Origin of the sequence: Moheibacter sp. (genome assembly GCF_049672845.1) — a bacterium.
Lineage (GTDB): Bacteria > Bacteroidota > Bacteroidia > Flavobacteriales > Weeksellaceae > Moheibacter.
In genome coordinates this window covers 456,357-469,260 of sequence record NZ_JBATWT010000023.1, presented here as the reverse complement: position 1 = coordinate 469,260, position 12,904 = coordinate 456,357, and the positions used below count along the sequence as shown (strand labels likewise).

At 39.3% G+C, this 12,904-nt stretch carries 13 protein-coding genes; 5 read left to right on the top strand and 8 right to left on the bottom strand.

Annotation, left to right across the window (positions count from 1 at the left end; genetic code table 11):
* Positions 1 to 184 precede the first annotated feature (184 nt).
* Positions 185 to 2,581 carry a TonB-dependent receptor domain-containing protein gene (locus WBF63_RS09835; RefSeq protein WP_424369543.1) on the bottom strand — a complete coding sequence of 799 codons (2,397 nt, stop codon included), beginning with the start codon at positions 2,579 to 2,581 and terminating at the stop codon, positions 185 to 187.
* A gap of 28 nt (positions 2,582 to 2,609) precedes the next feature.
* Positions 2,610 to 2,981: a carboxypeptidase-like regulatory domain-containing protein gene (locus WBF63_RS09830; RefSeq protein ID WP_424369542.1), complete on the bottom strand. Its 372-nt coding sequence runs from the start codon at positions 2,979 to 2,981 to the stop codon at positions 2,610 to 2,612.
* Positions 2,982 to 3,171: 190 nt separating this feature from the next.
* Here WBF63_RS09830 and WBF63_RS09825 point away from each other — a divergent pair, with 190 nt between their 5' ends.
* From WBF63_RS09825 to WBF63_RS09815, 3 genes are read left to right on the top strand one after another with little or no spacing between them, the layout of a single operon-like run.
* Positions 3,172 to 3,936: a Rossmann-like and DUF2520 domain-containing protein gene (locus tag WBF63_RS09825; RefSeq protein ID WP_424369541.1), complete on the top strand. Its 765-nt coding sequence runs from the start codon at positions 3,172 to 3,174 to the stop codon at positions 3,934 to 3,936.
* Complete coding sequence (locus tag WBF63_RS09820; RefSeq protein WP_424369540.1) at positions 3,929 to 4,456, top strand: KdsC family phosphatase; 528 nt, start codon at positions 3,929 to 3,931, stop codon at positions 4,454 to 4,456. The genes WBF63_RS09825 and WBF63_RS09820 overlap by 8 nt, the downstream gene beginning before the upstream one ends.
* A 38-nt stretch (positions 4,457 to 4,494) precedes the next feature.
* Positions 4,495 to 5,079: a Maf family nucleotide pyrophosphatase gene (locus WBF63_RS09815; RefSeq protein WP_424369539.1), complete on the top strand. Its 585-nt coding sequence runs from the start codon at positions 4,495 to 4,497 to the stop codon at positions 5,077 to 5,079.
* 128 nt (positions 5,080 to 5,207) lie between these two features.
* Here WBF63_RS09815 and gyrB read toward each other — a convergent pair whose 3' ends face one another.
* The 3 genes from gyrB to WBF63_RS09800 all read right to left on the bottom strand — a co-directional run bounded on the left by gyrB (position 5,208) and on the right by WBF63_RS09800 (position 8,313).
* Entirely contained in the window at positions 5,208 to 7,145 is a 1,938-nt protein-coding gene (gyrB, locus tag WBF63_RS09810; protein ID WP_424369538.1) for a DNA topoisomerase (ATP-hydrolyzing) subunit B, read from the bottom strand.
* 104 nt (positions 7,146 to 7,249) lie between these two features.
* The gene (gene rsmG, locus WBF63_RS09805) at positions 7,250 to 7,867 is read right to left on the bottom strand and encodes a 16S rRNA (guanine(527)-N(7))-methyltransferase RsmG (protein ID WP_424369537.1); all 618 of its coding nucleotides are present in this window, start codon (positions 7,865 to 7,867) and stop codon (positions 7,250 to 7,252) included.
* Entirely contained in the window at positions 7,867 to 8,313 is a 447-nt protein-coding gene (locus tag WBF63_RS09800) for a GAF domain-containing protein (RefSeq protein ID WP_424369536.1), read from the bottom strand. Before WBF63_RS09800 ends, rsmG begins: the two co-directional genes overlap by 1 nt.
* 76 nt (positions 8,314 to 8,389) lie before the next feature.
* Here WBF63_RS09800 and xrtF point away from each other — a divergent pair, with 76 nt between their 5' ends.
* Positions 8,390 to 8,941, top strand: coding sequence for an exosortase family protein XrtF (gene xrtF / locus WBF63_RS09795; RefSeq protein WP_424369535.1), 552 nt, complete (start codon positions 8,390 to 8,392; stop codon positions 8,939 to 8,941).
* Positions 8,925 to 9,374 carry an exosortase F system-associated membrane protein gene (locus WBF63_RS09790; protein ID WP_424369534.1) on the top strand — a complete coding sequence of 150 codons (450 nt, stop codon included), beginning with the start codon at positions 8,925 to 8,927 and terminating at the stop codon, positions 9,372 to 9,374. Before xrtF ends, WBF63_RS09790 begins: the two co-directional genes overlap by 17 nt.
* Here the strand turns inward: WBF63_RS09790 and WBF63_RS09785 are convergent.
* The 3 genes from WBF63_RS09785 to WBF63_RS09775 form a co-directional block, all read right to left on the bottom strand.
* The gene (locus WBF63_RS09785; RefSeq protein WP_424369533.1) at positions 9,371 to 9,607 is read right to left on the bottom strand and encodes a hypothetical protein; all 237 of its coding nucleotides are present in this window, start codon (positions 9,605 to 9,607) and stop codon (positions 9,371 to 9,373) included. The genes WBF63_RS09790 and WBF63_RS09785 overlap by 4 nt on opposite strands.
* A 142-nt stretch (positions 9,608 to 9,749) precedes the next feature.
* Positions 9,750 to 12,410, bottom strand: a complete 2,661-nt coding sequence (locus tag WBF63_RS09780; RefSeq protein ID WP_424369532.1) for a TonB-dependent receptor domain-containing protein — start codon at positions 12,408 to 12,410, stop codon at positions 9,750 to 9,752.
* Between the two features lie 80 nt (positions 12,411 to 12,490).
* On the bottom strand, positions 12,491 to 12,874 hold the full coding sequence (locus tag WBF63_RS09775; protein WP_424369531.1) for a hypothetical protein: 384 nt from the start codon (positions 12,872 to 12,874) through the stop codon (positions 12,491 to 12,493).
* Positions 12,875 to 12,904 lie beyond the last annotated feature (30 nt).

Sequence of the window (12,904 nt, the reverse complement as noted above, 5' to 3'; positions counted from 1 at the left end):
TTTTTTTTGGAGCTTTTTCCCGCTATCCGCTACTATCTTTTTTGCTCGTTCCTCACAAAAAAGGATATCCGCTACTATCGGGGCTATGGGTTTCATAAACAATTCAAAATTCACAAAAAATCCCTCCGGTCGCAACCGAAAGGATTTCTCTTGTGATAAAAAATTATAAAAAATGAAACTTGTATTAAAATCCAATTCCACCGCCGGGCGCCTGCTGATGAGACTCCTGCTGAATGTTTCGTTTGCGCACATCGCCTCCGAAATTATAAGAAAACCCAACATATAGTGTATGACTTTCCCAATGAAACTTCCCGATTCCCGGCGTAGGATTATCCAAATGCACTTCCGCTTTGAAAGTTTTGAAAATATCGCTCACTCTCGCACTCAATGTCGCTTTCCCGTCCATAAACGTATAACGGGCACCTAAATCCATTCGCCACATCGGCTGCATTTCTCCCTGTACAAATTTGAATTTCCCTCTGTACATAAAGAAGTTCTGCAAACTCAAGTTTTTCAACAAACTGAAATTATTATTGATTCGGAAGTTCCAAGGTGTTCCGGTTGATTCTTCCGTTCCAAGATAAAATTTATTCGAAAAAACATCAAAACTCGAATTGAAACTCCACCATTTGGCCGGTCTGTAATTGGCGCTCAACTCCAATCCATAACTTTCCGAATCGTCATAATTGATATACAATTGATTGGTAATCCGCGGATCGTTTTCATCTGTTTCCAGATAACGAAAAATCATATCGTTTACTTTGCGATAAAAAACAGTGGCATTCAGACTTCCGCCTTTAAACCTTTGCAAATAACCTAATTCATATGAATTCGTAAACTGCGGTTTCAGTTCTGGATTCCCCAAACTTTGCATGGTTACCGTGCTCCATTCAGGAACCGGCGTAAGTTGATTGACCCCGGGACGATCCACTCTGCGGCTGTAATTCAACGCAATCTGACCTCTTTCGGTGATGTCGTACGTCAAGAATGCCGAAGGATAAAATTCAACATAATCATTTTCAAATTTCCCGGCTCCGGTTGGATTTACATTGTAATTTGAACCTTCCACAACCTGCTCAGCTCTTACACCCAATTGCATCGCAAACTTCCCGAATTTCTGCCCGTAATTGGCATAAGCCGAATAAATATCACGCGTGAAATCATAATTCACATCGGGCTGATAATTAACAATTTCGCCTTGATCGTTGATGTAACTCAGATTTTGGGTAGAATTCATCTTACTCTCGGTTTTTTCCTGTCTGAACTGAAGTCCGGCTTCGATTTTTCCACCGTCTACAATCTGATTGGTATAATCCAGATTGATTCGGGTATTGTCGTTGCCGCCTTCTCTTGTTTCATTGTAAAGATGCGGCGCGTTCAAGTCCGGAAAACTATTGTTATAATCCCGAAAATCGTCGTTTTCAGAAGTTGAATAAATCGCATCCAACACAATATGATGATCCTCCTTGCCAAAATCCTGTTTGAAATTCAGACTGTAATCGTGGTTGTTGTAAGTACCGTCGTTTACATTCAGATTTTCATAAAAAATTCCGTTTGAATTATCCAGAACATTTGAAGAGCCATAACCTTCTCCTTTGTAGAAATAATGGCTGGTGTACAGTGTCAAAGCGGTTTTATCACTTATGAACCAGTCAAATCCGACTTTGAAAATCTGCGAAGTATTGTCATTAATCACATCAAAAGACTGATCAAGCAAAGTTTCATAGTTGGTAACGGTTCCGTGGAATCTGTTTTTTCCTAGATTTGCATTGTAATTTCCAAAGAAATTGAAACTCCCCGTGTTGATATTGGCATTTACCGAACCATTGTGGCGTGAATTATCACCTTGCGTATAACCCAAATCCAATCCTACATTATAACCTTGTCTTTTGTTTTTATGGGTAATGATATTGATGATTCCAGAATTCCCTTCGGGTTCATATTTTGCGGAAGGATTGGTGATGATTTCCACTTTGGCAATGGCGTTGGAAGGCAGTTGTTTCAATAATTGTGCTGCCGGAATATTGGAAGGTTTGCCGTCCACCATCACTTTCACGTTTTCGTTTCCACGAAGGGAAAGCTGCCCGGTCTGCTGATCGACACTAACCGAAGGAATATTGTTCAAAACCGCCGCAGCATCGGCACCGGCACTCACCAAATCTTTACCGACATCTACTACTCGTTTGTCGATCTCGGTGCGGTATTGAGAAGTTTCGGCTCGGATTTCGGCTCCTTCCAGCATCACTACATCGTTACCGAGCTTTATAACTCCCAAATCGTTTTTGGGTGCACTTACTTTTATATCCTGAACTTTATCGGCAAAACCAACAGCCATCAGCACGAGTTCGTATTCGCCATAGGGAACATCGTCAATCTGGAAATTCCCATTTTCATCGGTCATTCCGCCTGAAATCAAATCCTGCGTTTCACCTTTTGTATAAATTTCTACTGATACGAAGGGCAAACCATGTCCGGCTCCATCCTGCACCACACCAATGATCTGTCCACTTTTATCATCATTTCCAAACACCCAGACGGTACTGAAAAGGAACAACATCAAATAAATTTTTCTTAAGCTCATATATTTGTTTTTGTTTACGGATTTTCACTCAGACTTTACCATAAATAATAGCCGGGCTGAGCGTAATTACATTTCCATCAAGTTGAATGGCTCCTAAATCCCGGTCTTTTCCATTCAGCCTGACAATTTGGACGCGGTCTTCAAATCCGGGAGATTTGATTACAAGTTTATATTCGCCCGGAATTAAATTAGGAAGCTCAAATTCACCATTCAATCCCGTAAATACTTTGTAAACAAATTGATTCTCCACTCCCATTTTATAGACTTCCAGCGTGCTGAATAATATTCCTTGTCCAGAATAATCCTGGATTTTCCCGGTAAGATCTGATTTGTTTTCGTGTACCATAAACATGATGGCAAATACTAAAACAAGGCCTGCAATTAATTTTTGAATTTTCATCTTAAATGATTTTATATTATACATACTACTTTGTTATACATAATTGAAGAGAATAATTATCCCTATTTTTACTTATAAGACGATTTTGTTTTTCACTTTGTTACACACAATGAAAAAATATTTTAAAAAATTATCTATTCATTTTTATTCTAAATAAACAATTAATTGAAATCTTATATATTTGTTCTCCATGAGATCAGTAGTAATTATTGGAGCAGGAAATGTAGCCTTCCATCTGACACGCGCCTTGATTCAAAATACAGTGAATGTCAGGCAGATTTTTAACCGTACGCTTTTCAAAGCCCAGGAATTGGGCGAAGCCAACAATATAAAATATACCGATAAAATTTCGGAACTTGAAAAGGCTGATCTTTACATCATCGCTGCTTCGGATTCAGCTGTGGAAGAGCTTTCCCATTACATTCCTTTTGACGATACATTGGTGGTGCATACTTCGGGTTCACTTAGCACTTCTGCACTGAAAGGTGATTATAGAAAAGGTGTTTTCTATCCGTTTCAGACCTTTACCAAACGAAAAAATCTTCGTTACGAAGAAGTTCCGTTTTTTGTAGAAGCCGAAAATAAGGATGATGAAGAAGCGCTTTTTAAATTGGCCGATAAAATTTCAAATGAAGTTCATCGGGTCGATAGTGCGAAAAGATTAAAAGTGCATTTATCGGGCATTTGGGCAAGTAATTTTGTGAATCACATGTACCAAATCGCTCAGGATATCTGCAAAGAAGCCGATTTACCGTTTGATGTATTGCGCCCATTGATTGAAGAAACCGCACTGAAAGTTCAGGATTTGGAACCTTTTGAAGCCCAGACAGGTCCGGCCAGACGCGGCGATGAAATCATCATCAACAAACATTTGGAAATTCTGGAAGATTCCAGACTGCAGCAACTTTACAGATTACTATCGGACTCCATTGTCAGAACTTACAGAAATGATTAGTTACAAACAGAAATTAAAAAATATTACCACTTTTCTTTTTGATGTGGACGGCGTACTCACAGACGGAACGGTTATTCTGGTTCCAAGTGGCGAAATGGTCAGAACCATGCATACAAAAGACGGATATGCCATACAACTCGCACTGAAAAAGGGTTTCAGAATTGCTGTTATTTCCGGAGGGCAGGACAAAATGGTGGAAGCTCGTCTCAGATACCTTGGTGTTACCGATATTTATTTGGGAATTCGGGATAAATGGGACAGTTATCAGGACATTTTGTACAGTTATAATCTCAAACCCGAAGAAATTCTCTATATGGGCGATGACGTTCCGGATCTGGATGTGATGAAAGATGTAGGAATCGCTTGTTGTCCGAATGATGCAGTGTCTGACATTCGGGTTATTTCGGAATACATTTCTCTGTTGGATGGTGGAAAAGGCTGTGTCAGGGACATCATCGAACAAACGATGAAAGTTCAGGGAAAATGGTACGACGAAGACGATACTACTACTTCGGTCTAATTAAGTTGAAATTTAATCCACTTAATATTTATAATTAAATGCTTTGCGAAATTTATTCCGACAAAAAATTTCTATTGGCTTCACAATCGCCTCGGCGACAGGAACTTCTGAAAGGGCTTGACATTGATTTCGAAATTGTAAAAATCGAAGCAGATGAAAGTTTTCCGGAACATTTGGTGCGGGAAGAAATCACTGAATTCATCTCCAAAACCAAATCGGAATCCTTCCGGCCATTGGATTCAGATGAAATTCTGATTACCGCTGATACTTTGGTTTGGCTTGAAAATGAAATTTTAGGAAAACCCAAAAATCAGGAAGAAGCAATTCAGATGCTTTCCCTTTTGTCGGATTCAACCCATGAAGTTTTCACTTCGGTTACCGTTAAATCCATTCGGAATATCATAACCTTTTCAGATACTACGCAAGTTACTTTTTCACCCATTTCGGAAGATGAAATCAATTATTACATTGAAAATTACAAACCTTTTGACAAAGCAGGCGCGTATGGAATTCAGGAGTGGATTGGCTTTGCAAAGATTTTCCGTATTCAAGGTTGTTACTACAATGTGATGGGATTGCCACTGCACAAATTATATAGTGTTTTGGAGTCCAATGAATTTTGAATCAAATCGATTAGTCAGAAGTTTAAAATTCCTAAATTAAAATTGACCAAAATTATAATTCCAATTAAATTCAAAATAAAAACGCCCGAAACAAGTTCGGGCATTTTCAAAATAAAGTAAATCTATTATTATACGTCAATTTTTGCGTACATCGCATTTTTCTCTATGAATTCTCGTCTTGGTGGAACATCATCGCCCATCAGCATGGAGAAAATACGGTCGGCTTCTGCTGCATTGTCAATCGTCACCTGACGAAGTGTACGGTTTTCGGGATTCATGGTTGTTTCCCAAAGTTGTTCGGCATTCATTTCTCCCAAACCTTTGTATCGCTGGATGGAAACACCTTTTCCGGTTCCGTCTGACCATTCATGAACGATTCTTTCACGGTCGGCCTCACCCCATGCATATTGTTGGCGCGAACCTTTCTTCACCATGTACAATGGTGGCGCTGCAATGTAGATATATCCGTTCTCGATTAATTCTTTCATATAACGGAAGAAGAAAGTCAGAATCAAAGTCGAAATGTGGCTCCCATCCACGTCGGCATCCGTCATAATCACAATTTTATGATATCTCAACTTTTCGATATTCAGCGCCTTGCTGTCTTCTTCAGTTCCAATAGTTACCCCCAAAGCGGTATAAATATTTCTGATTTCTTCGTTTTCAAAAACTTTGTGAGCCATGGCTTTTTCCACGTTCAGAATCTTTCCTCTCAACGGTAAAATTGCTTGGAAATGACGATCACGTCCTTGTTTGGCCGTTCCACCTGCAGAATCTCCCTCCACCAGATACAATTCACTTTCAGCTGCATCTTTTGAAGAACAATCTGCCAGTTTCCCGGGAAGTCCACTTCCACCCATCGGGTTTTTACGTTGAACCATCTCACGGGCTTTTTTGGCGGCTTGTCTTGCTTTCGCGGCAAGAATTACTTTTTCAACGATTATTTTGGCTTCATTCGGATGCTCTTCCAAATAATTCGTCAGCATTTCGCCCACGATTTTATCAACCGCACCACTTACTTCCGAATTCCCCAATTTGGTTTTGGTTTGTCCCTCAAACTGAGGTTCCATTACTTTTACGGAAATAATTGCCGTCAAACCTTCACGGAAGTCGTCTCCAACAATTTCTACTTTTTCTTTTGCCAAATTGAAATTCTCATCGGCATATTTCTTCAAAGTTCTGGTCAGTGCACGACGGAATCCGGCCAGATGCGTTCCTCCTTCGTGTGTATTGATATTGTTTACATAGGAATGCAGGTTTTCATTGTAAGAAGTATTGTAACGCATGGCAACTTCTACCGGGATATCATCACGCTCACCTTCCATATAGATCACTTCCTGCATCAGTGCCTCACGGTTTCCATCGATGAATTCAACGAATTCCTTCAATCCACCTACTGAATGAAAAGTCTCAGATTTGAAACTTCCGTCTTCATTTTGTTCACGCTCGTCAGTGATGATGATGGTCAAACCACGGTTTAAGTAAGCAAGCTCTCTCATTCGGCTTGCCAATGTATTATAATTATAAACCAGTTCGTTGAAAATCGTATTATCGGGCTGGAAAAACTGTTCTGTACCGTTTTCGTCACTGGTTCCGATGATTTCAACTTCTGTTACGGCATGACCTTTCTGATAATGTTGACGGTAAATGTTTCCGTTCCGGTAAACTTTTGTAATCATATCCACGGAAAGTGCGTTCACACAGGAAACACCTACACCGTGAAGACCACCGGAAACTTTATAACTGTCTTTGTCGAATTTACCACCCGCCCCGATTTTGGTCATTACGACCTCCAAAGCAGATTTCCCTTCCTTTTTATGCATATCGACAGGAATTCCCCGTCCGTTGTCTCTTACCGTAATGGAATTGTTTTCATGAATGGTGACGGAAATCGTATCACAATGACCGGCCAAAGCCTCGTCAATGGAGTTGTCCACTACTTCGTACACCAAATGATGAAGACCTCTCGCTCCCACATCCCCGATATACATCGAAGGACGCATACGTACGTGCTCAATTCCCTCTAACGCCTGAATACTATCAGCCGTATAAGTGTTCTTGCTCATAAAATCTCTTACTTTTTTAACCTAACAAAGATACGAAAATTAAAGGGATTTTGGACCATAAAACCCTTTTCAAATCAATAGTTTTCAACAATTTTTGAAGTTTTTCACAAGGGTAGATACACTACTTTTTTTGTCTCGAAGAAATCTTCTGAGAAAAACTCGGAAATCGGATAAATTTCTGCGGTTTTGAAGTCTTTTAGTTCCTCTGAAAGATCACCGCCTTTCAGATATAAAATACCGTTGGGAAGCGGATTTATATTTTCCTTTTTTATTTTTCCTCGTACCCAACCTACGAATTTCGGCATTTGGGTAACGGCGCGGCTGACGATGAAATCGTATTTTGATTTTAATTTTTCGACTCTTTGGGTTTCGGCTTTCACATTTTTCAATTCCAAAGCATTTGCGACTTCTGAAACGACTAATATTTTTTTCTGAATAGAATCCACCAAATGAAAATTCACTTCGGGAAATAAAATCGCCAATGGAATTCCCGGAAAACCTCCTCCGGTCCCAACATCCAGAACTTCGCTTCCGTCTTTAAATTTCATCACTTTGGCAATTGCTAAGGAATGTAAAACGTGTTTCACATACAATTCGTCAATGTCTTTACGCGAAATCACATTGATTTTTTCATTCCATTCAAAATACAAATCTTTCAGTTTTGAAAGCTGCTCAATTTGCTTTTCGGATAAATCGGGAAAATATTTGAGAATTTCGTCCATCAAATTATTTCAGAAACTTTTTCACAAACATAATTCAATAATTCTTCATCGGTGTCGGTAAACGGATCAATCACGTGACTGTCGATGTCGATCTGACCGATGTTTTCGCCGTTTTTGAAAATGGGAACCACGATTTCAGATTTGGTTTTAATGCTACAGGAAAGATAATTATCTTGTGCCGAAACATCCGGAACGACAAAAGTTTCGTTGGAAACCGCAACTTGTCCGCAGATTCCTTTTCCAAACGGAATGATGGTGTGATCGGTTTCCGCACCTACATAAGGCCCCAATTTCAATTCTTCTTTGTCACCGTTTCGGAAATAAAAGCCAACCCAATTGTAATGTGCTACTTCGTCGTGCAATAACTGACAAACTTTCTGCAATTTTACTTCTGCCGACTGATCTGCATTGAAAATCGTATCAATTCTAAGTCTTAAACGCTCCATACCTTCCTTTTAAGCTTACAAATTTATGAAATTTTGTTCGGTAATTTCTGATTAACTTTGTCGCAGAATCTAGACAATGAAAGAATTCAAACCCGTTCTGATTTTTTTACTCAAATTCGCCGTGACGGGAATCGTTTTGGTCGTTCTTTATAATTTGTACCTGCACCAATACCATCAATACAATCTTCCTGATCCTTACAGTGAATTTGTTGCAGACTGCACGGTTGCCTCGATGAACTCGCTCGGATTAGATGCTTACCAAGCTGTGGACAAAACACGCCCTTGGGTTTGGATCGGAATGAACAACGAATGGCTTTCTTACATCAACGAAGGTTGTAATGCGGTTTCTGTAATGATTATTTTTGTTGCTTTTATCTTTGCATTTTCCACGACCTGGAAACAAACCTCGCTTTACATTTTGGGCGGATTGATTGTCATCAAAATAATGAACATCGCCCGGATTGTTTTGCTTAATTATATTTTTGTTTATCATAAAGAATACGGCAAAATCGCACACGATTATCTTTTTCCGGCGATTATCTATGGAACCATTGTCGTCTTATGGATTATTTGGGTGAAATATTTTGCATTGAAACTTAGAAACAAGTCCGATGAACAAGTGGATTAGATATACACTCGCTGCGGTTTTAATTTTCGGATTAATTCTCGTCAGAAAATACGAAGACAATCTTTTTTATGATCCTTTTCTGGCTTTTTTCAAAGGGGATTTTCTGAATAAAGAATTTCCCGAATATGATTTAGTCCGAATAAGCATTCACATTATATTCCGGTATGTATTGAATTCCATTTTAAGTTTAGGGATCATCGGATTACTTTTTTGGAGTTGGAAATATGTGAAATTTACGGCTTTGGTTTTATTGGGATTTCTGCTAATCCTGCTTCCGCTTTATTTATTTATGATTGAATCTGAATTTTCAATCGGAGAAAATTTAGGGTTCTACATCCGAAGGTTTTTAATCCAACCGATGGTATTATTGATTTTGATTCCTGCTTTTTATTACCAGAAATTTCTGAAAAATCAGAACTCGAAAGACAATTAATTCTGAGAATCTTTATTGATCGGATTTGATTTTTCATTGGTTTTTGAAGCATAAGGTTTTTTATACAACCAACCCAAAAATCCGCCAATCAAAACACCCAATCCGCCTCCGTAAAGTAATCCAAGCGCAAATTCAGGCTCGGTAATCAAATCTCCAAAGACAAATTTCCCTACAAATGAAGCTACTAAACCGATGGCGATTAGTAAAATTCCGATAATAGTTGTGTATCTCATAAACTAAGATTTTAATTCAAATTTAGTTAATTCGAAATTAACGCAATAAAAAAAACTCCAAGGTTTTGAAACTTTGGAGGTTTGTGGCTTCGAGAACCTCAGCCACTGAGCTTATTATTCTTCTACAATCCAGAGTTGCTTTTTAAAAATCAATATCCACTCCGATGTAGAAACTCGCCGGCATCACGGGTGCATAGACCATTCCGCCGTCGAAATAATTTCCAAAGGGATTTTGCGCATCAATGATGGCATGATCCTGCGTAAATCCGGTCAGGTTTTCACCTCCCAGATAAACCCGAATGTTTTTATTGAAATTTCTTGAAACCTGCGCATTCAGCAAGAAATAAGATTCTCCATATTCCGGCATCTGAAATTCTTGCGGATTGGAAGAAGTATCGGGCAAACGCTGTTCCCCCACCCATTGCAATGTCGTATCAAAATTCCATTGTGCACCGTTGGATTTTTTCATTGTTCCATAAGCCAAATTGAAAAAACCTCTGTGCTGTGGTGTAAAAGGCAATTCTTTAGAGCCGGACAAATAATCCGTTTTTGTATCGTAATATTTGTATGCCAATCTCGCTTCCAGCCTGCGAACGGGCTGAAAATCCCATTGAACCTGAAAACTATTGGCATAGGATTTTCCATCCAGATTATAAAACAAAATACTTTGTGGCGAATTGTCCAAATCCATCACAACCTGATTTTCAAAATCGGTACGGAATAAATCGGCTACAACTGTAGATTTTCGTCCAAATAGTCTGAATTCCTGCTGCAAACTGATTCCATAATTCCAGGCAATTTCCGCATCCAATCCATAAATATCTCCTCCGTTTTGGAGAATTTTAATTTGGCGGTTGGAAGCCAGATAAGCCTGAGATTCCGCAAAAATATTGGCTGTTCGGAATCCTTTTCCGGCCGATGCACGAAGGATGGTTTTCGGTGTGATGTCGTATTTCAAATTCAATCTCGGCGTAAATTGCGTTCCGGCCAGATTATGCAAATCGACTCTCGCGCCCGCAACCACAGTGAGTTTGTCTCCCGAATAAGTATATTCGAAAAACGCTCCCGGAACGGTTTCGTCGCGTTTGAAATTCGTCAGATTATAGATTTCATCGTAATGATCATACAAGAAACTCAATCCTGTTTTGTATTTGTGCGCGGTATTACTGAAAATGCTTTCAAAAATTAAATTCGAATAAAAAGTTCGTTGTTCGGCATCATAATTCCGCAATCCAAAATAAGATTTTTGTTCATTGTAATTGAATTGATTCATCCAACCGATGCTCTGATAAGGCTTTGCCGGAAAAATATAGCCGGTTTTGTTCCATACTTGAAATCGCTGAATATCCACTCCGATTCCATAGGTATTTTCGGTTCCTTTGTCGGAATCTTCACGAAAATCCATTTGACCGCCCAAACGATGATCATTCACATAATTCACTCCGAAATGCGCCATCAAACCGGACTTTGACAAATCTTCATAATTCAGCAAATAACCCAAATTGATGTTCCGGCCAATGGGTTGATCCATAAATCCGTCGTCATTGTGATCCTGACGATCCAAAGTTGCATTTCCATGTAACAAAACCGATTGCGTCCATTTATCATTTACCGCATCATTGTGTACGAAATTTGCTTCAAAACGGGTATTGGTATCGCCAAAAAAGTTAATTGAAGTTTTGGCTTTGTCGTGTGATTTGTACAATTCGGTATTGATGTGTCCGGCAATGGCTTCGTATCCGTTCGTAACCGAACCTCCGCCTTTGACCAATTGAATTCCTTGAATCCATCGACCCGGAATGAAATTCATGCCGTAAGCCGATGAAATCCCGCGGATTTCGGGCAATAATTCTTTGGTCAATAAAATATACTTCTGATCCAGACCCAACATTTTCAATTGTTTGGTTCCTGAAACGGCATTCGAATAAGAAACATCGACCGTGGCATTGGTTTCAAAACTTTCTGACAAATTACAGCAAGCTGCTTTCAACAATTCTCTGTCACTGATGTTTTCCATCAATCCGGCCGCTTTTTTATCAAAAGCATGTGCCGGTTTGTTGCCGGTAATCGTCACGGCGGTGAGCCCCACTAAATCATCTTCCTCTTCCAATCCATGGTCGTGTCCATCGTGTAAATCATGATGCGAAACACCATTTTCCTGCAAATGAGTTCCGGGACTATTTTCGATATTTTCCCAATCTATTTCACGGTCATAAAGACAACAAGCGGGAAGGTTTTCATAAATGGTATTTTCGGAAGTGAAAAGTTCGTTGTCGTGCCCAACTTCCGCAATTTTTCGCATAATCGCTTCTTTGGAAGTTTGATTTGGATCATAAATCAAGGTCAGAACCTTGGTTAAAACGTCCCAAGTTCCATTTGCGGAAGGAAAAGTTTTCACGGCATTTTCAATCCGGTTTTTACAGGAAATACAATTTCCACGCACCTTGATCGTTTCGGTAATCTGAATTGAATTAGAAGGCTCCATTCGGTCGTAAAGACAACAGCCGTGAAGATTTTCATAAACCGAATCTTCGGCACGATGAAGCGCATTGTCGTGTCCAACTTTGGCAATGTTCTTGGCAATTTCGTCCAGATTGGTTTTGGATTCATCAAATTGAACGGTCAAGATTTGAGAGCTCATATCCCAGTTTCCGTTGGCTGATGGGATTTCTTTGACGGCGTTTTCGATGCGGTCTTTGCACATTCCGCAGTTTCCACTTACTTTTAAATTAGCTGTTTTTTCCTGTGACCAAAGCATTGTCCCCAGGGTCATCAGGAATATAAATAGGATGTTTTTATACATTTCATTTGATTAAAATTTATATTAAATTTTAGAAGTTCGTTCCGATAGCTATCGGGATCGAAGTTCGAGATTCGCAAAAATCAAGAAATGTACTTGGGAGGATTCCAAAAGGAATAGCTTAAATCTTTGATCGCCAAAGAAGAATAATTATCGGATTTTAATTTTTCGGAAGAAATAATTTCGGTTTCCTTTTCAAAAGAATTGACCGGAATATAAACGTGAAATGAACTTGCCTGATGCAAATGACAATCGTGGGTCGGACAACCATTGTCACCACATTTATTTTCAGTCATCGGCTCGTCGGAATGGCAGCAATCATGGGACTCTTCCGAATCATCCATTGCGCAACAACTCATTTCAGAAGTATGCTCTTCCACGGTCAAAACCGATGCAAAAGAAAGCACCGGCGACAGAAAAACGAGCATCGCCAATAAAAGGGTTAGTATCTGAAATGGTTTTTTCACTGATGCGAAATTACGGATTTTATTTAATCT

Coding starts and splice junctions, on each gene's coding strand:
- WBF63_RS09835 (WP_424369543.1), bottom strand. CDS start 2,581: ATGAGCTTAAGAAAAATTTATTTGATGTTGTTCCTTTTCAGTACCGTC.
- WBF63_RS09830 (WP_424369542.1), bottom strand. CDS start 2,981: ATGAAAATTCAAAAATTAATTGCAGGCCTTGTTTTAGTATTTGCCATC.
- WBF63_RS09825 (WP_424369541.1), top strand. CDS start 3,172: ATGAGATCAGTAGTAATTATTGGAGCAGGAAATGTAGCCTTCCATCTG.
- WBF63_RS09820 (WP_424369540.1), top strand. CDS start 3,929: ATGATTAGTTACAAACAGAAATTAAAAAATATTACCACTTTTCTTTTT.
- WBF63_RS09815 (WP_424369539.1), top strand. CDS start 4,495: ATGCTTTGCGAAATTTATTCCGACAAAAAATTTCTATTGGCTTCACAA.
- gyrB (WP_424369538.1), bottom strand. CDS start 7,145: ATGAGCAAGAACACTTATACGGCTGATAGTATTCAGGCGTTAGAGGGA.
- rsmG (WP_424369537.1), bottom strand. CDS start 7,867: ATGGACGAAATTCTCAAATATTTTCCCGATTTATCCGAAAAGCAAATT.
- WBF63_RS09800 (WP_424369536.1), bottom strand. CDS start 8,313: ATGGAGCGTTTAAGACTTAGAATTGATACGATTTTCAATGCAGATCAG.
- xrtF (WP_424369535.1), top strand. CDS start 8,390: ATGAAAGAATTCAAACCCGTTCTGATTTTTTTACTCAAATTCGCCGTG.
- WBF63_RS09790 (WP_424369534.1), top strand. CDS start 8,925: ATGAACAAGTGGATTAGATATACACTCGCTGCGGTTTTAATTTTCGGA.
- WBF63_RS09785 (WP_424369533.1), bottom strand. CDS start 9,607: ATGAGATACACAACTATTATCGGAATTTTACTAATCGCCATCGGTTTA.
- WBF63_RS09780 (WP_424369532.1), bottom strand. CDS start 12,410: ATGTATAAAAACATCCTATTTATATTCCTGATGACCCTGGGGACAATG.